Here is a 22075-nt window from a genome sequence, read left to right on the forward strand (position 1 = left end):
GATTACTTTTGCCATGAAATTCAATCGTAGTCATCACAAAAGAAACACTGAGATTCTCTTTAAATAAGGATAACTGCCTTGGAAACAACAACAAACAACTCACAATCATGGAAGAAGAACATTATTTTCCGGACGCACCGCACAATTACCCCTTATGCCTCAACCGTCAATGCCCCAAAGCCTCTACTTGCCTGAGGCAATTGGTGGAACAAGCCATTCCAAGCAGCATTGAGTATTGGGTAGTCGTTAGTCCCAAACACCAAGCTACGCTGAAAGGCGCCTGTCCCCACTACCGTTCCAGCAAAAAAGTGCACTATGCCAAAGGTTGCATGAATATTCTGGAGAATCTGCCACACAAACAAAGGCAACGTGCCATGACCCTACTGGTAGAGCGATTCAGCCAAAGAACATATTACCGCATCCGCAAAGGCGAACGCCTCCTCAGCCCTGCCGAGCAAAAGGATATACAGAGTATCCTCAAAAAGTGCGGAGTAACCCAGAAACTGGAGTTTGATGCTTATGTAGAAGGATACGAATGGTAATCCTTGATATACCGGGATATAAGAGTGTGTTTTTGCCACCGTATTGGCAAGACCTTGCCATAGGCTTGGCAAAACTTTGCCATCGCAGTGGCAAAAGTTTGCCAACGCGGTGGCAAGGAATTGGCAAAGCTTACGGCTGTTTCAGATACTCCGAAGGCAACACGCCGAACTCCTCTTTAAAGCACTGGCGGAAGTAAACCAAACTGTTTATTCCCACTTTAAAAGCAATTTCGGAAATGCTGTATCTGCCTTCCAGCAACAAGCGTTCGGCATACTGCATCTTTATCTTACGAACATACTCATTGGTGGAAAGTCCCGTCAATGCTTTCATCTTGCGGTAAAGCGTAGATTTACTCATAAACATATTGTCAGCCAAGTATCCGATGTCCACCTTCTCGGACGACAAACGATCTTCTATCAACTGGTTAATCTTCTCAATGAACTCATTATCCAGCTTGTTCATAGACTCTGCCAACCGGGCACGTTTCTCATCCAGATTGTGATGAGGCGTAGAGCCACTGAAACGCTCTGCCAACAGCTTCCGCGATTCAAGCAAATTGTTGATGCGGCTATGTAGCAAAGTAGCACTGAAAGGTTTCGTCAGATAAGAGTCCGCCCCCACCTGATACCCCTCTTCTTTGTCTTGCAAAGAATCCTTAGCCGTCAGCAGGATGACAGGAATGTGGCTGGTACGTACGTCTTCTTTCAGTTTCTTGCACATGACGATTCCATTCATCACAGGCATCATAATGTCACTTACTATTATATCCGGAATGCAACTGAGTGCCTGTTCCATTCCCTGCTCACCATTGGCTGCCGTCTTTACATCAAAATCATCGGAGAAGGACTCAACAATGTAATTGCAGATGTCAGGATTATCCTCCACTACCAGCAAAATACGCTTTCCGCCGGATACGGACTCCGGAATGTCTTCTTTCTCTTCTTCCGGCTCATCGTCAGCCTTTTCCGGTGAGTCGGCATGCAACGCATTAGGATAAATATTATCCGTCAGTAAGCTGATATAGAACGCGCTTCCTGCATTCAGGGTACTTTCCACTCTGATAGTCCCTTCGTGCAACTCTACCAGGTTCTTCACCAGAGCCAAACCAATACCTGTACCGGATGCCTGATGCTCACTTCCTTCCTGATAATAACGGTCGAAAATATGAGGTAAGGCTGCGGGAGTAATCCCATAGCCTGTATCGCTCACCTGTATTTCGGTATAGTCGATACCATCTCGTGCTACATTGTACACTCTCAATAGTATAGAGCCTTTCTCGGTATATTTAACCGCATTGGAAATCAGATTATCCAATATGATGGTCATGATTTCTTTATCGAAATACAGAGGCATATCTTCTTTCTCTACCTCAATATGAAATTCAATACTCGGCTTGCGATTCAGCTCCTTATACTTGAGTCCTATCTCGTATACCAGATTGGCTATATTATCATGAGCCACACAGAGTTTCTTGTTCTGTGTTTCCGTCTTGCGGAATTCCAGTATCTGATTAATCAGGTTCAGCAACCTGATGGCACTTTGATGGATGACCGATACCTTCTGGGCATCTTTATTGGAAAGTGAATTACTCTTTTGCATGTCCTCCAATGGTCCCAGTATCAACGTTAACGGAGTACGGAGTTCGTGGGTAATGTTGGTATAGAAGCGTAGACGTTCCTGGTTCAATTCCTGTTCCTGCTCATGATTTTTCTTCTCCAAATCGTAAAGGAGTTCCATATCCAGCTTCTTCTTGTAAGCATAGAGCATGGAGAACACTATAAATACACCTGTCACAATATAGAGCAGTTTTGCCCACCACGATAGCCACAAAGGAGGTATGATACGGATATTCAATGTCGTTATTTGATCCGACCAGTCTTGGTTTCTCATACGCGTCTTCACCAAAAACTGATAATTGCCGGGAGGCACATTACGAAAAGTAGTATTATTAGGTTCCGTTACGGTATACCAAGAGTCTTCAAGCCCTTTCAACATATAGGCATACTCCACTTGGTTGGCCAATGCGTAATTCTGTACATTGAAGGTGATACTAAAGTTATTTTGCACATAGTTCAATTCCACTGACGAACATCCGTCAAGAGGAAGCACTTCTTCCTTATTTCCCCAGTCATTCAGAGGCTCGAATATGCGCATTTCCGTCATAATGACCGGTGGAGCTTTGCGTTCTGCCAGCACAACACCCGGATTGAAATAGCACAATCCGTTGAGAGAACCGAAATAAATCCTCCCATCATTGCCACATGCTGCACTGTTACTCATAAATCCGTCTGCCGGAATATTATACTCGCGACCGTAGTTGTAGATATAGTTCTTTGATTCCACATAGCAGCTGATTCCCTTATTCGTACTGAACCAGATATTGCCCGAAGCATCTTCCATGATTGCCCGTACATGGATGTTTTCCATTCCGTGTATGCGCTTATAAGCTTTGTATTCCCATTCTTTCGAAGAAGGAAAACATACCAGTCCTTCGCCGGTCGCTATCCATACACGCTTCTTACTGTCTGCATACACAGCATTGATGGTGTTTGAGGGAAAACCCTCACCCACATGAAAATGTTTCACCACACTGAAATCAGGCGCATAGACAAGAACACCACTGCCGAAGGTACCGACCCAGAAACACTCCTGTTCATCCTTGAAGATGCTGCGTATCTGTATATCTTCTATATAATGTCCCGAAACATGACCTGTAATATCTGCCTTATACATCCCTGTACTGGTTCCAATCCATATCACATGATTTCTGTCCTCATAGATGGTACGCACATCCGTATCGGTCTCATCTTTCGGGAAAATCTGCCGGAAAGTCTTCTTACTTTTATCGTAATAGCACACGCCTCCGGCAAACAGTCCGAACCATAGGTTTCCTCTTGAATCGCACAGGGAAGCTTGAACAGGATTGCCATTCAGGTCGCCGTTGTTCTTACCATAGACTGCTATCCGCTTTCCTTTTTCAAAGACATTGATGTCTCCACTATTCGTTCCTATCCACAGTTGCCCTTCATGATTTACACAGACACTGTTAACCATTTTATTGGTAAGGTTTCTTTCTGCCGTCGGAATGGGCGAATAATTATAAGTATTAAACAAAGAAGGTTCATGGCTTAAGAAATTAATGCCACCTCCCCAGGTACCCACCCACACATTCTTATAAGAATCCTGAAAAAGATAACGCACCGTAGAATTCGACAAGCCATATTCATCATTGCCTTCGCCTATATAAGTAAAACGTACTTGTTCCGGCGATAAGAACAGATGTTGTGCCAGGTCCAGAATAGCAATTCCGCCAAACTCCATCGCAATCCACAGCTTATTTTCATCCATTTGCCTGATGCTGAATACCCGGTGCTGAACTGCCTCCCGACTATCTTTAAAATGAATGAAATTCTCCGCCAACGGATTGAACAGAGCCAGACCATTGGAAGTACCCAGCCAGATATTTCCACTGTTATCCTTATACACACACATCACCCCGTCTGCCGGCAAACTATTGGAATCGGCCGGATCATGCCTGAAGTTCTTCACCTTCTTCTCCTTTACAGAGAGTATACTGAAACCATCATGTACATGCCCGATATAGAGCTTTCCGTCTCCACCATCAACCACAGACCAAATTTGATTACTGACCAGCCCCGGCACCGTTTCCCAATTATAATGTATAAACTTTCCGGTCTTTTTATCCAGATAGTCAACACCATTCCAATAAGTAGCAATCCACAAGTTGCCGTCCGATGCGGGTTGTATATCTGTGACATCATTGGTGGTCAGACTATTCGGTTGCCCCTGCTCGTAGGTATAGACAGTAAAAGTATCATTGGCATAGTCATAGGCATTCAGTCCGGCACGCTGTGTAGCAATCCAGAGAATAGAATCCACTGGATCATCAAGCACACAGTTCAATTCATTACCCGTAATGCTAAGTTTGTCCGAGGTTCCCTTATAATAGGTAATAAAACGGGTACCATCGAATTTATTCAGCCCCTCCTCCGTTGCAAACCATAAAAAGCCCTGCTTATCCTGAGTTATACTCAGAACATTATTGTTAGACAATCCTTCGATTGCCCCTAACCGTTTCACGGAATAAGGTTGCGCTGACAGCCACACCGGAAATAACAGAAACAAGAGTATGCATGTATTTCTCATAATGCCAATTTGTGTATGTACTCGAATAGCGATTCAAAAATAAGAATAAATTCTGTATCTGATGTATACAAATCATTCATTGCAAGATTCATGAACCTTGTTTGCATGATTTATAATACTAATATGTGTTCTATTCTCTTACATTTGCAGCGCTAAAAAGTGAACAGAAGATAATATATGTTTAATCTCTAAATTCTAATTCTTATGAGGCATTTTAAATTGCTATGCACTTGTGCCATGCTATTGTTATCTGCTACAGTATTCGGACAAACCCAAATCAAAGGTTATGTAGCTGATGTAAAGGGTGAGCCAGTCATAGGTGCCAACGTCACAGTGAAAGAGGTGACGAGTGGAGGGAGTATGAACGGAACCATCACCGATATTGATGGAAATTTCACATTAAATGTAAACGACACAAATGGTACACTGGTGATTTCATTCATCGGTTACAAGTCCAAAGAAGTCAAGATGAATGGAAAAACGACCTTTCAGGTTACACTGGAAGAGGATTCGGAAGTCTTGGATGAGGTCATCGTCGTTGGTTACAGTTCCCAGTCTAAAAGGAATGTAACTGGAGCTATCGGTAACGTAAAATCCGAAGCTCTGACACGTTCGGTTTCCACTACTACGGCAGGAGCCTTATCCGGTAAGATGGCAGGTATTTCGACCCGTGCCATGGATGCACGTCCCGGTAAAGGCATCAATCTGGAAATCCGTAACATGGGAAATCCACTGTTCGTTATCGACGGCATTCCTTATGGCGGTGAAACCGGCAGCGACTGGGTGCAAAGTTCCAATGTATCCGGTAATGATGCGTTCAATGCCCTCAACATCGAGGATATCGAAAGTATTTCTATCCTGAAAGATGCATCCGCATCTATCTACGGTCTGCGTGCTGCCAACGGTGTTGTGCTGGTAACTACTAAAAAAGGTAAGAAGAACGAGAAAGCCACCATCAACGTCAACGGATACTACGGATGGCAGAATCTGACCAGATTCCCCAAACTGGCTAATGCCGGACAATATGTAAGAGCATTGGTAGAGTCTGAACAGAACTACGGTAGAAACCCGGCAAATCTTTATAGTCCGGAAGAATTAGCCAAATGGCAGGCAGGTACAGAACCCGGATATCAGAGCTATGACTACTATGATATCATCATGAGAAATAACGTACCACAATATCACATCAATGCCAATGTTACGGGCGGTTCCGAAAAGACCAACCACTACATTTCTATTGCTCACACAAGCCAGGATGCATTGATGCCTGATTTCAATTACCAAAGAACCAATATCCAGGCCAACATCGAAACAAAAATAGCCAAAGGTCTGACTATCGGAACTCAAATCAGCGGTAAATATGAAAAAAGTCAGGATGTAGGTCTCCCCGGCGGTGACGGATATTTTTCGTCTATTCTGTCTATGTTCAAAATGTGGCCCATCGAAAGTCCCTATGCCAACGATAATCCTGATTACATCAATAACACTCACGAAATCGGTTATAACCCAGCACTCTTTAAAAGAGATGTTGCTGGCTATAAAGACAACCTGACGCGCAATGCAAACATCAACGCATATGCACAATATGATTTTGGTTTCGGGCTTACAGCAAAGGCAACTTTCTCTTACAACTATACCAACAGTAAATTCGATGGTTTCCAATACTCTTATGATGCATACACCTACAACAAGGAAAGCGGTGCATATGACAAGACTGGTGGCTTGAACAGCCGCTGGAGATACCAGACAGAAAGAGACGTAGCTGCACGCTATATGCAGCTCCAACTGAACTACACCAAGCAAATCAAGAGCCACTACATATCAGCTGTATTTGCTTACGAAGCTTCTGATTATGACAAGAACTACCAGTCAAACGGTACGGTACCGACCAACAACTACCTGCCATTACTGCAATTCAGTGAAATTAACGACTTCAACGACGATTGGTCTTATCAAGCCAGAGCTGGTTGGATTGGAAGAATCAACTACAACTATGCTGATAAGTATCTGATTGAATTACTGGGACGCTATGACGGTTCTTACCTTTACGCCCCTGGAAAAAGATGGGGTTTCTTCCCCGGTGCATCAATCGGATGGAGAATTTCAGAAGAATCTTTCTTTGAAAATCTGAAAGGGGTAGTCAATGACCTCAAAATTCGTGCTTCTGTGGGACAGACTGGTAGTGAAGCCGGCGTATCCATGTTCGGTTACATGGACGGATACAACTGGAAACAAGGTAGCGCTGTTCTGGACGGTGAAGTAGTCACCGGTATCAATCAACGTGGATTGCCCATCAGAAATCTGTCATGGGTGAAGAACACATCACTTAATATAGGTTTTGATATCGCTCTGTTCAACAACAGACTGACAGGTACATTCGATGCCTTCAGAAAGAATATCACTGGTATTCCGACAGGACGTTACGACGTTGTCTTGCCCAGCGAGGTAGGTTACAACCTACCCAACGAAAATCTGAACAAAGACGCTTATGTAGGTGCCGAAGGTATGATTACCTGGAAAGATAATATCGGAGATGTGAACTATACCGTAAGCGGTAATATGACTTTCTCAAGATATAAGATGGTTTATCGTTACAAAGAAAGATTCGGTAGCTCCTGGAATAAATATCGCAATGGTTCCAATGACCGTTGGGGTGGTATTTATTGGGGATATCAGGTAATCGGGCGTTTCGAGTCTCAGGATGAAATCAACAACTATCCGATTAATATAGACGGCCAGAACAACCGTTCACTGTTACCCGGTGACTTTATCTACAAAGATGTCAACGGTGACGGCATCATCAACGGAATGGACGAACGTCCTATCGGTTATCCCGAAGGCTGGTCTCCAATGTTGTCTTTCGGTGGTAACATTGGCGTTGAATGGAAAGGTATTGACCTGAATATCGACTTTGCAGGTGGTGCCATGCAAGGATGGGGGCAGAACTATGAATTGAGAAACCCTCTTCACGGTAACGGTAACTCACCGGAGTATCTTCTGGAAGACAGATGGCATCGCGAAGACCCATATGATCCGAACAGTGCATGGGTTTCAGGATATTATCCCGCTATCAGAAAAGGAGAGTCCGGACCTAACGGCAAAAACAGTGACTTCTGGTTGCACAATGTACACTATCTGAGAGTTAAGAACCTGGAAGTAGGATATAGTCTTCCTGCACACATTCTTCAGAAGATACGCGCACAAAAAGTACGTGTATATGTCAATGCTTCAAACCTGATCTCATTCGACAATGTACATCAGTATGAAATAGACCCGGAAATCAGTGCCGCAGCAGCTGTTGTATACCCACAGCAAAAAACCATACTTGTTGGATTTAACATTACCTATTAAAAAAGATGATTATGAAAAAATATATCAGTTTATTCATTGTGGGAGTTTTGTTTACCTCCCTATTATCCAGTTGTGGGGATAGTTGGTTCGAGAAAGATCCTCAGAACATCCTCACCGACGAGCAGGTATGGAATGACCCAGCCTTGATTAAATCGCAGTTGGCAAACATCTATAACAGAATGCCTCAGTTGCACGGCGACTTCAACACAGGCGGTATGACTGAAGTTGATGATGCCATGTATTCGGGCACAATGGACCAAAACTACAGAAATGAGCTTCAGTATGGTGATGACTACGGCAGATGGTGGGATTACGGATTGATTCGCGACATCAACATGTCCATCGAGAAACTGGATAAATTCAGTACCGGATTAGGAACAGAGCAGAAAGCATTGTTCAATGCAGAATTCCGTTTCTTGCGTGCTTATGTATATTTTGAATTGGTAAGACGCATGGGTGGAGTTCCTCTCATCACCACTACGCTGGAATATGACTTCAGCGGTGACCCGTCTTATCTGCAAAATCCACGTGCCAAAGAGCACGAAATCTATGATTTCATTTATACTGAAATCCAAAGTATCAAAGACCAGTTGGCAAGCAACAACGGAAGCCAGACCAGAGCTAACACTTATACAGCCCTTGCATTGCAGAGCCGTGCCATGCTGTATGCTGGTTCCATTGCTAAATACAACAACGAACTGACCCCCGCTGTGAAGACAGATGGTGGTGAAGTAGGCATCTCTGCCAGTATGGCTAACGATTACTACAAGAAATCTCTTGAAGCATCCAAAGCAATCATCGCAGGCCCTTACGAACTGTATAATTCAAATCCGGATAAAGGAAAGAACTTCTATGACTTGTTCATGACCAAGACAGGAAATAAGGAAATCATCTTTGCCAAAGATTACCTAGCTCCCACAAAGGTGCACCGCTTCGCATATGATAACATCGTAAGACACTTGACAGAAGATAACGAGTCGTCTTCTACCATCGCCCCGTCACTGAGTCTTGTTGAAAGCTATGACTATCTGGATGGGAGCAAAGGAACATTGCACTATAAAGATGCCAACGGCAATTACATTGTATATGAAAATCAAACTACTATCTTTGCCAACAAAGATGCACGCCTTTACGGTACTATCGTTTATCCAGGTACTAAGTTCCGGAGTATAGACGTTGATATTCAGGCTGGTGTTGCCATCTGGAATGCAACCACCGGAACCTATGACCTCAGTGTAAACCCGACATTGGGCAGCAATTATGAAGATGGAAAAACATGGACAGGTCTGGATGGTCCGAAGGACAATGCACCGGACGTAAGTAACACTGGTTTCTACATCCGTAAGTTTGTCAGCGAGGCTTCAGCAGCCAGCTCACGCGGTACCGGCTGCGAAAACTGGTGGCCTTGGTTCCGCCTGGGAGAAATCTACCTGAATGCTGCCGAAGCAGCTTTCGAGCTGGGTGAAACAACTCCTACGCCGGAAAGTTACATCAATAAACTGCGTGAACGTGCAGGGTTCCCGGCCAACAGTATCGAACACCTGACTCTGGAAAAAATCCAGAATGAGCGTCGTGTAGAACTTGCATTTGAGGATCACCGGTACTTCGACATGAAACGTTGGAGAATAGCAGATAAGACCTGGGACGGTACTTACAATGACAATACCGTGGTATACGGACTCTATCCTTACAGAGTAGCCGTAGCCAAACCCGGAACAGATGACAAAGACAAGTTCATCTTTGACAAGGCAACGCTGACTCGCTTCAAAAGACCGAGGCTGTTCCGTCTGGCCAACTATTATTCATCAATCGACCAGAATGTCATCAATAACAATCCGAAAATCGTTAAAAACCCGTTCCATTAATAATATATATAAGTCATGAAAAAAATAGCACTTTTTATCACAATAGGTTGCCTCCTGATACTCTCAAGTTGCGGATATGACAACTATGATGAACCCAAGTCCATACTGTCGGGAAAGGCTGTATACGAAGGAGAAGCAATAGGAGTTCGTACTGACGGAACAAGATTTGCACTATTCCAGGATGGTTACGATTTCAAATCAGAAATACCGGCACACATTGCTCAGGATGGAACTTATTCTGTATCTTTGTTTGATGGCGAATATAAACTGGTCAGAATTAGCGGAGCACCTTGGGAAGCACCCCAGAACGATACGATATTAATCAGAGTAAAGGGCAATACAGTGCAGGATATTCCCGTTACACCATACTTCGTTATCAAGAACCCGTCTTTTCTAAAAAATGGGAATAAGGTTGTTGCCAAATTTACAATCAAAAAAGTTGTGGAGAGTGCAAACCTGAAAAGTGTAGGTATCTATATCGGCAAAAGCATATTGACTGACAACAACAGAAACGAAGGTAACAAATTCATGGATTTATCCAATGTTATTCTGGATCAGGAAATGACTGTTGAGATTGATGTCCCATCCTCATTGACCAGTGCCAACTACGTATTTGCACGCGTAGGGGTACAATCGGACAAAGCAGGAGAGTTTTGCTACACACAATCAACAAAGGTTACACTGAAATAAGTCACAGGATAACTTAAGTATAGGAATTACGAGAGGAAGTATCCGCAAACAGATACTTCCTCTCCATTTTATAAATAAACTCTTATCGAATGAAAAAAACAATTCTTGCAGCTATGCTATCAGGTATATGCAGTTATGCTTTTGCCCAGCCGACCACTCATTTCGAGATAGTTGCCGAACAGCCTTTGCAAGTCATGGAGCACTTCAGCGCTTCGGATGCCTGGAGCATGCACATCATAGGCAAATGGCCTCAGGAAAAACAGAACCAGGTGGCAGACTGGCTATTCAGCACGGAGAACGATGCCAACGGCAAACCTAAAGGTATCGGCCTCTCCCTGTGGCGGTTCAATGTAGGTGCAGGGAGCACGGAGCAGGGCAAAGCAAGTCAGATAGGTTCTCCCTGGATGCGTACCGAATGTTTCTTGCAGCCGGACGGAAATTATGACTGGAACAAACAACAAGGGCAACGCAACTTTCTCCGTCTAGCCAAAGAGCGCGGGGTCAACAAATTCCTTGCTTTCCTGAACTCGCCTCCTGTTTATTACACCCAGAACGGGCTCGCCACCAACACCGGACGTGACGGTACACTCAATCTGAAAGAAGAACATTATGAAGACTTCGCCCGCTTCCTGGCAAACATGATTAAAGGAGTGGAAAAGAAAGACGGCATCAAGTTCGACTACCTCTCCCCTTTTAATGAGCCGGATGGTCATTGGAATTGGATAGGTCCCAAACAAGAAGGCACTCCGGCCACAAAGAAAGAAATAGCCCGTGCCGTACGCCTCATCAGTAAAGAGTTTGTAAAAGAAGGAATTGATACAAAAATTGCTATCTGTGAAGCATCAGACTATCGCTGTATGTTCGCTACACATATGACGGACCATGAACGGGGATACGAAATACAGTCTTACTTCTCTCCCGATAGTGTAGATACGTATCTGGGAAACACTCCTAAGGTACTCCGCCTCATCTCGGGGCATAGTTATTGGACGACTACACCGCTGAACATGCTGCGTGATTATCGCCGCCAGTTGCGTGATACGTTGGATAAGTACAAGGTTGATTTCTGGCAGACGGAAACCTGCATTATGGGGAATGACGAGGAAATAGGTGGCGGTCATGGATTCGACTGCACAATGAAAACAGCCCTTTATGTGGCACGTATCATTCATCATGACATTGTCTATGCAGGAGCCCGTAGCTGGCAATGGTGGCGTGCCATAGGAGGCGATTATAAAGATGGATTAATACGCGAATATACTGATCCAGACTTGCGCAATGGCAGAGTGGAAGATTCAAAACTGATGTGGATATTAGGTAACTATAGCCGTTTCATCCGCCCGGGAGCTGTACGCATGTCTATTCGTACAACCGACAGGAAGGGGCAGGTAATTCCGGAAGGAGATACTGACCAGAAAGGACTTATGTGCTCTGCTTACCGGAATATAAACGGGCAATGGGTGATGGTAGTCATCAACTACGCCGACAAGGAGCAAAATTTCACGTTCCATGTAAATGATTCGAAGGTGAAATCATGGCAAGGCTATCGCACATCGGATAAAGTTGGCGAAGACTTGCTCCCCATTGATAAATTGAAGAAAAAGCAATTGGCAGTAATCCCCGCACGCTCTGTCATTACTTTTGTGTCTGTGGTTAATGATTAACCACAGACATTCACCCTATTGATATCCACCACTGCACTCATTTCGCCCATTTTTCCCAATAGAGCCTCTGCACCTTTCGCTATCTTGAAATTCATCTCCTCTTCATAGAGCGGAATCACCTGATAGAAATTCACTTCCTCACCATTGGGCAACTGGCATACGGCAGCACCTTCTTTCACATTCTCCGGATTAATGAGCAATACCCCCGAAAGCTTTGTATCCTCCGCAAACGGTTCGCCATTCGGAATAGTATGTCCCCAGCCCAACCAAGTATCCTGTTCTATCGGCAGACGGGCAAGTATCTTCAGCCAGCGCAACGGCCAGTAGTCCTTTTCGTCATGGCTCTGGATTTTCCAATCGGCAGGCAAATATATCAATAATTCGGCACGCTCCAGCTTATACTCAGCCAACTTTCTGGGTACATTCATCCGATGCGCACCCATTCCCGAGGTCACCAACGTATAATAGTTCTTCTCATCCGTAGGCTCAATAATATAAATATCTATGTGGACATCCGGCGAAGCTATTTCATGGAAGACATTATCCGAATGACCGAAGAACTTCTCGATATGAGCCTCCAGAGTATCTATCTCTTCCCCCTTATATATTTCCGGATTATAGGGCAATACTCCATTCTTACAATTCTCAACGTACTCTTTCGCGTCTTCATCGTCCGGATCCAGCTCCAACGAATGCTCAAAAGCCTCCTGTGCTTTGTCCAACTGATTTAAATAATAATAGGCATAGCCCACACGATAGAACCAAAGCGCGTCTTCCTTGCACTCTTCTTCTATCGAGAAGAGGCAATCAAGAGCTTCCTGAAAGCTTCCCAGATTATTGTAGGCACGTGCCAGAAGTCCTGTCAACTCTGTACCCCGCTCCTCTTCGGCAATCTCCAGGATGGCATCTATTATCCTTTGTTCTTCATCTTCCTCATTCCACTTCTCTATCTTTTTGAGCAACTCATCATGTTTATCTTCTTTTATAGCCGAAAAATGCTTTATAAAACCAGTCGAAAAAGCCGTCGCCTCCTTCTTCCCTTCACACGAAATGGTGAAAAGGGTGAACTGATGCTCAGTAATCACCTGACATTGGCAAACGTATTCGTCACTCTTTTCATCTCCATCTGCACCCAAGTCATAGAGCCTGCATCTCCCATTCTTGAAGAACAGCTCCTCCAGCAACACAGGCGCATCATCTTCCAGATAGTCCGCTTCCTCATCGGGCATGGAATATGCCATCAGGCGAACAATATGCCAGTTCTCGTCCTCCCCGTCATAATAGCCGCGAGAATCGTCTTCTTCAAAATAAAGATACTTGCCTGGAAGAGAAAACTTCAGGTTGCCCAAAGTATACGTCACCCACCCTTTACGATAACCTATCGGAAATTCACATACATAATCCGGCAATGCAGAGACATCTATCGGCTCTTTTTCAGCCAGACGGCAAAGCAACAGGTAGTCTTCTTTCGGGAAAGGAAGAGACGCATCCATTCCGGCTGCCGTCTCCAGATTCTTTATAATGAACGAATTGATTTCTTCATCTTCATCACTACGGGCAGAAGGCATGAAGTAGCAATCTTCCCACAAAGCACTCAAAGCGGTATTCCGGTAGAATAATGCATCACGTTCCTTATTGTTCCACATGAGGAATTCATTTGCCAGCGCTTCGATGCCCTTGTTCTTTATCCGTTCTACAAGATTTTCGGGGCGTACTCGTCCGAAGGGAGATACCACTGTTCCTGCTACTTCTTGCGGCATGTATTTGTTGCAATCCCAGCAGATGGCCTGCATATCGCCATCCTTGCTCATACGCTCCTGACAAAGCTCTACAATCGCATTCAGCCAATGATAGAAATGTTCGGAACGCATCCGTTCAAAGTCCCTGTGCTCATAATATTCCGTATCATCTTCCAGCTCGAAGGGGAAGTCCCTCAGTTCCATTAGTTCATCAACGATATCTATCGCAGCCTTATGAAAACCTGCTCCTAACAGGTTAGTCTGGCAATCGCCTATAATGACCATTTCATCCTCTGCCGACTCATAATTGAAGAATATATTTCCTAAACGGCAAACAGATAATTCTGAATAATCCTCTGTATGACTAACAGATACCTCATGCCGGGCAGCCACGACATCCAGCAGCTTCTGGAATGAAGAAACATTTTTGCACTTCGTTGTTAATCTGAAACCTATACTCATGGTTGTGACATATTAATTGTTAGCTATTTATTGTTTATTCTTCTGTCTCATCATCCTCTGTCTCATATAGCCTGCACAAGTCGCTCCCCTGACGAAAATCAGAAAGATAGAAACGATACTGGGGATAATCTTTCAAGAACGGGATAATCTTCTTCATGAAAGCCGGCTCATCAAACAACAAGAGGTCTATGTAGCAAGTACCTGTTCCGACAGCACCACCCAGCAAAAGCCCCAGACCTTCCGGAGCAAGTAGTTCTTCCGACAAGCGGTCTTCCAACTCATATCGGAAATCCAGTGCCTTCTTCCCGTCTCCTTCTTCATCGTTCTCATACGGGAAAGCGATAAATACCGCCTGCGCGCCAAACTGGTTCAGTCGGTTGAACAACTCCTCCGACCCATTATAATAATCGGCAACCAGAGGCTGAAAGCAGGAACTGCCTGCAACAACGTCAAAACGCAATTCTTCGCTCTCCTGAGGTTCAAAACGATAACCTGTATATACTTGTTGCGGATTATCGAATATTTCCTTATCATGAGCCTTTAGCGTATCCGTAATGTATGCTTTGAGTTCGGGAAGCATCATACTGTTTTCAAGCGGAGTATCCGCCCGTTCCACACTACCGATGTACTGGTATGAAAGTCCTTCACCAAGCATGATTTCCATCATGATATAGTATGCATTGTAGCTCTGGGCTTCTTCCAGCGAGCACAACTGTTCTTCGTAAAAGCAGATATTAAAGGCATTGATGTCTTCCTGATAGATAGCAGACACCTGCACCTGGGACATATCCACATTCACCCCGTACATGCCAAAGCTAAAGCTTGCATCCGTCCCCTGATTGAAGGGGAAGAAGTGCCATTTTTCCTTAAACTGTGCAGGCAACTGCGACACCACATACGGATAAAGGTAGAATAAGTGTGTGCTACCCTCCACCGAGAAAGTGAATTCATAATCTCCGCCCAGGTTGAAGTGCACATCCTTGTTTATCAGATTGGTTCCGGCTGTAACAAACTCAACTGCATCGCCGCTCTCAAGCTGACCACGGTTCTCAACTATCCGTGCCAAGTCTTCCTCGTTGTCAGTAAACCATTTCCAGAAGTCCTGCACCCGTTTTCTGAAAGGCAACGCATCAACAACTTTATCATGCTCGTCAGCCTCCGTCCAAGCATCAATCTGTCCTCTTAATGTTTCATCCATTGTTTTCTACAGTTTAATCTTGTCCAAAGATAAGAAAAGTCAGTTTATTCCCTCAACAATTAGCCATAAAAAGTTACAATTGATTATACCTATTTAATGAGTGGCCTGACATAATGAAATTACAAACTGTCATTTTGTATTTCTAAAGGGTTTCTGAGTACCGTATTCCCGGGAAAGAGGTAGAGGGAACAGAAAAAATACAGCCAAATTCATTAAACTGAGAGCAAGAGGAAAGGAAGAAATACGAACTATCAACAGAAGAGAACAAAGAAATCCTATTCTTAAGAAAAAGGAAACAAAATATGCTAATTTACCACTCAAAATAATAGTTCCATATTCATCAGGAAACATGCACTAAAAAAAACTCCAAAAAGGGCACTTTCAGTCTACCGACTCCGTTCACCGTAGAGTTTCAAAGGGTTTCCCGTAGAGCAAGCAAGCATTCGTTTACGATAAAGTTAACTTCTTGCCGACAGAAAATTAAGAGTTTGTCAACAAGGAGTTAAGAGTCTGTTTACATGAAATTGACTTTTTCCGCCTAATTATCGTATAAATATCGCATATTATGCAGCAATTAGCGCGAATCATTCGACTATTTATGCATCAAATATCTACTTTGCACATATTAATAAAAATATGGGTTAGCAAAATAACGGATGTACTATCTTTATGAAATAAAAACAAGGGAAAATACACAAAAAAGGTATATAGACTATAACCTGCCATACTCGCCCAAAGAAATCCCTTTATTGTTTTTAAACACTCAATTGAAATACAGAACATTGTTAAATCCGTCATAATAGCATATTTCCGAAACAGACATTTTCTGTTGCTTCAAAAATTGGCAGGCAATCTCTATTCGATAGTCATTCAGATAAGTGATAAAAGCTTTTCCAGATCTTGCCGACAACAATTAATGTTGCTGAATATACTTATCCAAACAATCCGTAGCCGATAAAGTCAATTTCCCTTTTATACGTTGCTTTGCCTTCAGCACCGAACGGGGAGTTATATTGAAGAGGGATGGAAGTATATTTCCAAACAAGAAGCAAAAACCGATACACTCGTTTTCGATAACATTCCCAAAGGTGCTCTGCTCCATCTCCGGAATTTGACCAGAGGAAAAGAAGAGAAAGTTTTCTATATTGAGAATGGGTTACAGACCTTTCCGTGAGATCAAGGAACATCTGCTTATTTGAGTAATATCCGGGATGCACTTGCTCCGTACCTTCTCCACTCACAGGTACCTCTAAGCGAAGAAACCACGGCCTTGGTACGGAGCAAGTGCATCCCGGGTATAATGCGGACAAAACATAACCCATCGGAAAAGGCAAAATAATTATCTACGCAAAACGACGCAAATTAACGCAAAAATCACGTGGACCGGATTGATAAGAATCTTTTTCCATATATTTGCGCAATCAGAAAAACAAGTAACTTAAAACACGATAGTATGGGAATTATCAATCAAGGCATTCTCGGAGGTTTCTCCGGCAAAGTGGGACCGATAGTCGGTTTTCGCTGGAAATCAAACTACTATATCCGTGCACGCGCCGCCAAAGTCAGCAACCCGCGCACACCCAGGCAACAAGAGCAACGGGGCAAGTTTGCCACGGCATTCAACTTCCTGAAAACGATGAAACCTTTCATACGCATGGGTTATAAAGAATTTACACAAGATAAATCCGCATTCAACGCCGCCATGTCCTACACGCTGAAAAGAGCCGTGATGGGTAGCGGAAAAGATATTACGATTGACTTCAACCGGACGCTGGTGTCTATGGGAACGCTGATGCCTGTATTCGAAGGTACAGCCATACAAGAGAAGGATAAAATGAGTTTCAACTGGCAGAATAACTCTGGTACGGGAAATGCGGAGGACACCGATATAGCCATGCTGCTGGTGTACAACAAAGATAAAGAAATGGCTGTCTACGATACCGAGGCCGCATTACGTTCCGGCAAGCATGCAGAACTTCCTCTCCCGGATAGTTGGCAAGATGATGAACTGGTCGCCTATCTCAGTTTTCGCAATGCCGACGGAGACAGTGTTGCCAATAGCATTTGCCTACCGATTTCGATAGCCGAAGTACCGGAGGGCGAGGCAGAAATACAAGCAGAATCTACTGATACAACCTATGAAAAGCCCCTGTCCATCAAGAAAGCAAAGCTACAACCACATATAGCCGTGCATTTGTCTTCTGCTCCTCCCAACAATATTGGAACATGCAGGTGCGAAACCTGACCGGATATTCCGGCGACCTGACAACAAAAAAGCCGGATACCAGAGAAATGTGTTCTCTGTATCCGGCTCCCGATAATGCCTATACTTTTATTTTGTACTTGCCAGCATCAAAGTCGCGTTAGCATCGTTCAAAGCGTAAACGCTCTTTTGAATGTTGCTGTCGTAAGCATTGCTCTTAGAGTTCCAACGGGCGTAGTTTACTGCAATTTCATTGTTACTGTACTCTACATTCATTTTGAAGTAGGGAACCCAGGCTTCCTTTACGCTGTCCCACTTGGAAGCTTCCTTGCTGGCTACGCGGTTTTCGTTATCATAAGTGTAGGTGTAACGGAGGTGGCGGAAAAGACGTCCGTCTTCGTTCTTAAAGATAGTCTTTGCGGTCATCAGTTCACCGGTCATCTCTTCATTCTTTACATACTGGGTAGGATTGCTTGCACTTGCAGAGAAGTTCATTACACTTGCCATTACTACTACCATCATTACCACTGCTTTAGAAATTAAGTTCGTTTTCATAATCGTTATTTTTTTATTGTTATTACTTCTTGATCTTTGAAAGGAAGTCTTTGTCAACCGCCTTCGACTATATATAGTCAATTGCTGTGCCAAAACAATAAAGCATTGATTACCAACGACTATTCACTTTTCAGTAGTGTTCATTAACGGACAAGTGTCCGCATAAAAGCGGACGCTACAAGAAACAAACAAGAAAATGAGAAAGCCTTTGTTTAAAGTAAAAATTTCTCTACCTTTGCTTGAAACTACTATAATAATGGAATTACAAGTTATTCAAAATAAAATATACGAGTTCAGAGGTCAAAAGATAATGTTTGACTTTGATCTGGCTCAACTTTATGGAGTTGAAACAGCTCAACTAAAACGCTCGGTTAAGCGCAATATGGAACGCTTTGAAGGAGAAGATTTCATGTTCGAAGTCACAAGAGAAGAACTTTCAAGATGCCAAATTGGCATCTTGAACAAAGGAAGAGGTAGCAATATTAAATATCTGCCCTTTGCTTTTACAGAATTAGGCGTAGCAATGTTAAGCAGTGTATTACATTCTTCTACTGCCATTGAAGTAAATAGAAATATTATGCGTGCTTTCGTTTCTGTGCGACAATATCTTTCTTCCACCAATAATACTACAAAGGAAATAGAAGAACTAAAGCAGCGCATGAAAGTCTTGGAAGACGGAAACGAAGATACAATTGCTGCTATCAATGACCTCAGCGAAGATACTCGAAAAGAACTTGATGATATTTATTTAGCCTTATCACAATTGGCAGACAAACAAAAACAGATTGCGCAAAAAAATAATTGTAAACCAATCGGGTTTGTGCATTATGACAACAAGAAATAGCATAAATTTTATAGGCATTTACTACAAAAAAGAAATAGGCTATTAGGAAATCTCACATATTCCAATAGCCCATTTCTAAAGAAAACTACTATTTTTATTTTGTACTTGCCAGCATCAAAGTTGCGTTAGCATCGTTCAAAGCGTAAACGCTCTTTTGAATGTTGCTGTCGTAAGCATTGCTCTTAGAGTTCCAACGGGCGTAGTTTACTGCAATTTCATTGTTACTGTACTCTACATTCATTTTGAAGTAGGGAACCCAGGCTTCCTTTACGCTGTCCCACTTGGAAGCTTCCTTGCTGGCTACGCGGTTTTCGTTATCATAAGTGTAGGTGTAACGGAGGTGGCGGAAAAGACGTCCGTCTTCGTTCTTAAAGATAGTCTTCGCGGTCATCAGTTCACCGGTCATCTCTTCATTCTTTACATACTGGGTAGGATTGCTTGCACTTGCAGAGAAGTTCATTACACTTGCCATTACTACTACCATCATTACCACTGCTTTAGAAATTAAGTTCGTTTTCATAATCGTTATTTTTTTATTGTTATTACTTCTTGATCTTTGAAAGGAAGTCTTTGTCAACCGCCTTCGACTATATATAGTCAATTGCTGTGCCAAAACAATAAAACGCTGATTATCAACAATCATACAAATTAAAGCAGTGTTCATTACCGAACATGTGTCCGCACAAAAGCAAACAATAGGATAAAAATTATAAAAACGTAAATACCAATGGACTACGAATATCAATTCTATCCCCTAAAGGGTATAAACAGGGCATAGAAAAGAACTATTTATACCCGATATGGTATAAATAACAATATAATTATTATATTTGTACCCAAACGGGTATAATATGGAATATATGACTTTAGCAAAATACGTAAAAGAGATGCGTAAACAGCATGAACTTACACAAGTTGACTTATCAGAAAAATCCGGTGTAGGTCTCCGTTTTATCCGCGAATTAGAGCAGGGCAAACAGACCTTAAGATTGGATAAAGTAAATCAGGTATTAAATCTTTTTGGAATGGAAGTAGGCGCTGTTCCAATACCCAAAAACACTGAATTATGAAACAAGCATTAGTTTATCTACGCGATTATAAAGCCGGAACATTGACAGAAGATGAAAACGGATATACATTTCTGTACGACAGAGACTTCCTGCAATCTGCCCATGCAGAAGCAATCAGCCTGACTATGCCGCTAACTGATAAGTCTTATAAACAATAAATTATCCATTATAAAGTGAGGGAAGCCCCAATGACTTCCCTCATACTACATATCGGCTTGATATACCTATCCCTACCCGATTCTCCCCTTACTTCAATAGAGCATCAATCTTTGCCGCCGTCTTCGGATAACTAGGTCGCAATGCAGTGCCATAATCCACTATAACCCCATCACGGTTAATCAGAAGGAATTGCGGTATGCTGTTCATGCCCCAGTGCTTCATGATGCGGTGATAGTCATCGGAGGTCGCCCAATCTTCCGAATAGACACATTCAATATTCTTCCCTTGCAGAGAGAAGCGCTCCAGAATCTTATGATATGCTTCCCGGTCTCTGCTTCCGCAAATACTCACCATTACCACATCTTCGGGAGAATATCGTTTCCGCAATTCCTTCAAAGGCTCCATTTCTGCCAGGCAAGGGGGACAAATCACTCCCCAAAAATCAACATAAATCACCTTGCCTGCATACTTTTCCAGAAGATTATATACGGGAATCATAAACGGCATGTCCTTCCTGGCAGCCGCCTCATCCGCATTATTACCATAGAGCATATGGTGGGATACCTTCCCGGGAGCTTTCAGATAATCCACTTTATCCTCATATAGTTCAAGTATGGGTTGCCTCAAATGGGGAGCCTGCACTATAGAGTCGAACTGGAGCCTGTAATCAGCCAGACAAAGCGTATCGTTGTGGCATAAAGGGGCACCCACGCGTTGGAGGTATAAATAGGGCAGGATAGCATTATCCTTGCAATCCTTAATAAGATCTGCTAACTCAAAATCGCTATATTTTTTTCTGGTATGATTGCAATAGAGGAAAAAATTCACCGTTTCAGCAAGTGGAAACAGACCGGCAAAAACGGTTTTTCCCGAAAAGAGAGGGTCAAGTTTTAACATTAATGCCATATACATACTGACGTCCTTACCCTCCGACGCCTGCGACATGGCATATCTAAAGAGTGCATTGTAATAATCTATCCACAGCAAATCCGCCGTATATTCTTCAACCTCGGCACCTGGAGAACATTTCTTCAGGAAGTCGGCACGACGTTCCCAACGACTGGTATGCTCTTCTCCCAATTCCTTTTCAAATTCTTCGAAAGTACTCCTTGGATTACAATAATAAGGGCCACGATAATATCCACCTAAAGTGAAAAGAGCCATATATTGGTTCAGATCGCCGGAAGTTCCCGTAATCTTGGGAGATAGCAAATCACTGAAGTCAATCTCTACAAACAGACTATCGCCCGGATGTACAAACAAGTGTTCCGCATAATTACGAAGAACAACTTCGCGAACGGGAGCGTAAGGACTAAAGCGGAAACTGAAAGTACCGTCATCCGCTATGGGAGAAGTGTAGACTGTCTCCATTTCAGACAGATAAGGTATCACAAGCGTCACCTCCTTTTCCTTCGGATAGACCTCCCTATTCAGTACACGGCCCGAGATTATCACCTCTTTTGCCAAATCCCCATTATCCTCCTGAGCCTTACAACTAAGGAAAGATAAAAAAGCAATCAGTAAACATAGATGCTTCATGCGCATTTTATGATTAATAAATGAAT

At 43.2% G+C, this 22075-nt stretch carries 15 protein-coding genes and 1 pseudogene; 9 read left to right on the forward strand and 7 right to left on the reverse strand.

What is annotated here, in order from left to right:
- The first annotated feature begins 107 nt into the window (after positions 1–107).
- On the forward strand, positions 108–542 hold the full coding sequence (locus HMPREF9447_RS11585; protein WP_009129925.1) for a DUF6078 family protein: 435 nt from the start codon (positions 108–110) through the stop codon (positions 540–542).
- Between the two features lie 130 nt (positions 543–672).
- On the opposite strand, the gene HMPREF9447_RS11590 is transcribed toward HMPREF9447_RS11585, so the two are convergent.
- The gene (locus tag HMPREF9447_RS11590) at positions 673–4710 is read right to left on the reverse strand and encodes a hybrid sensor histidine kinase/response regulator transcription factor (protein WP_009129926.1); all 4038 of its coding nucleotides are present in this window, start codon (positions 4708–4710) and stop codon (positions 673–675) included.
- A 204-nt stretch (positions 4711–4914) separates the two neighbouring features.
- On the opposite strand from HMPREF9447_RS11590, the gene HMPREF9447_RS11595 reads away from it, so the two are divergent.
- The 4 genes from HMPREF9447_RS11595 (at position 4915) to HMPREF9447_RS11610 (ending at position 12280) form a co-directional block, all read left to right on the forward strand.
- Positions 4915–8061: a SusC/RagA family TonB-linked outer membrane protein gene (locus tag HMPREF9447_RS11595; protein WP_009129927.1), complete on the forward strand. Its 3147-nt coding sequence runs from the start codon at positions 4915–4917 to the stop codon at positions 8059–8061.
- Between the two features lie 8 nt (positions 8062–8069).
- Positions 8070–9926, forward strand: coding sequence for a RagB/SusD family nutrient uptake outer membrane protein (locus tag HMPREF9447_RS11600; RefSeq protein WP_374937440.1), 1857 nt, complete (start codon positions 8070–8072; stop codon positions 9924–9926).
- A 15-nt stretch (positions 9927–9941) separates the two neighbouring features.
- Positions 9942–10616 carry a DUF3823 domain-containing protein gene (locus HMPREF9447_RS11605; RefSeq protein ID WP_009129929.1) on the forward strand — a complete coding sequence of 225 codons (675 nt, stop codon included), beginning with the start codon at positions 9942–9944 and terminating at the stop codon, positions 10614–10616.
- Positions 10617–10729: 113 nt separating this feature from the next.
- A complete protein-coding gene (locus HMPREF9447_RS11610; protein WP_044138042.1) occupies positions 10730–12280 on the forward strand; it encodes a glycoside hydrolase in 1551 nt (516 codons plus the stop codon).
- Here the strand turns inward: HMPREF9447_RS11610 and HMPREF9447_RS11615 are convergent.
- The 3 genes and pseudogenes from HMPREF9447_RS11615 to HMPREF9447_RS29105 form a co-directional block, all read right to left on the reverse strand.
- The gene (locus HMPREF9447_RS11615) at positions 12277–14481 is read right to left on the reverse strand and encodes a suppressor of fused domain protein (protein WP_009129931.1); all 2205 of its coding nucleotides are present in this window, start codon (positions 14479–14481) and stop codon (positions 12277–12279) included. The genes HMPREF9447_RS11610 and HMPREF9447_RS11615 overlap by 4 nt on opposite strands.
- A gap of 34 nt (positions 14482–14515) precedes the next feature.
- A complete protein-coding gene (locus tag HMPREF9447_RS11620; RefSeq protein WP_009129932.1) occupies positions 14516–15679 on the reverse strand; it encodes a hypothetical protein in 1164 nt (387 codons plus the stop codon).
- Between the two features lie 913 nt (positions 15680–16592).
- Positions 16593–16700 (reverse strand): annotated as a pseudogene (locus tag HMPREF9447_RS29105) (helix-turn-helix transcriptional regulator); the annotation flags it as partial.
- A 432-nt stretch (positions 16701–17132) separates the two neighbouring features.
- On the opposite strand from HMPREF9447_RS29105, the gene HMPREF9447_RS11630 reads away from it, so the two are divergent.
- Positions 17133–17924, forward strand: a complete 792-nt coding sequence (locus HMPREF9447_RS11630) for a DUF6266 family protein (RefSeq protein WP_009129933.1) — start codon at positions 17133–17135, stop codon at positions 17922–17924.
- Between the two features lie 87 nt (positions 17925–18011).
- Here HMPREF9447_RS11630 and HMPREF9447_RS11635 read toward each other — a convergent pair whose 3' ends face one another.
- Positions 18012–18437, reverse strand: coding sequence for a DUF3836 domain-containing protein (locus HMPREF9447_RS11635; RefSeq protein ID WP_009129934.1), 426 nt, complete (start codon positions 18435–18437; stop codon positions 18012–18014).
- Between the two features lie 256 nt (positions 18438–18693).
- Here HMPREF9447_RS11635 and HMPREF9447_RS11640 point away from each other — a divergent pair, with 256 nt between their 5' ends.
- The gene (locus HMPREF9447_RS11640; RefSeq protein ID WP_044138148.1) at positions 18694–19281 is read left to right on the forward strand and encodes an ORF6N domain-containing protein; all 588 of its coding nucleotides are present in this window, start codon (positions 18694–18696) and stop codon (positions 19279–19281) included.
- 94 nt (positions 19282–19375) lie between these two features.
- Here HMPREF9447_RS11640 and HMPREF9447_RS11645 read toward each other — a convergent pair whose 3' ends face one another.
- Entirely contained in the window at positions 19376–19801 is a 426-nt protein-coding gene (locus HMPREF9447_RS11645) for a DUF3836 domain-containing protein (RefSeq protein ID WP_009129934.1), read from the reverse strand.
- Between the two features lie 331 nt (positions 19802–20132).
- Between HMPREF9447_RS11645 and HMPREF9447_RS11650 the strand changes: the two genes are divergently transcribed.
- Positions 20133–20351 (forward strand): helix-turn-helix transcriptional regulator, encoded by a 219-nt coding sequence (locus tag HMPREF9447_RS11650; protein ID WP_044138149.1) that lies wholly within the window; start codon positions 20133–20135, stop codon positions 20349–20351.
- Positions 20348–20509: a HipA N-terminal domain-containing protein gene (locus HMPREF9447_RS11655; protein ID WP_009129937.1), complete on the forward strand. Its 162-nt coding sequence runs from the start codon at positions 20348–20350 to the stop codon at positions 20507–20509. The genes HMPREF9447_RS11650 and HMPREF9447_RS11655 overlap by 4 nt, the downstream gene beginning before the upstream one ends.
- Positions 20510–20597: 88 nt before the next feature.
- Here HMPREF9447_RS11655 and HMPREF9447_RS11660 read toward each other — a convergent pair whose 3' ends face one another.
- Complete coding sequence (locus HMPREF9447_RS11660; protein ID WP_009129938.1) at positions 20598–22049, reverse strand: TlpA family protein disulfide reductase; 1452 nt, start codon at positions 22047–22049, stop codon at positions 20598–20600.
- Positions 22050–22075 lie beyond the last annotated feature (26 nt).

The organism is Bacteroides oleiciplenus YIT 12058, assembly GCF_000315485.1.
Classification (GTDB): Bacteria; Bacteroidota; Bacteroidia; order Bacteroidales; family Bacteroidaceae; genus Bacteroides; species Bacteroides oleiciplenus.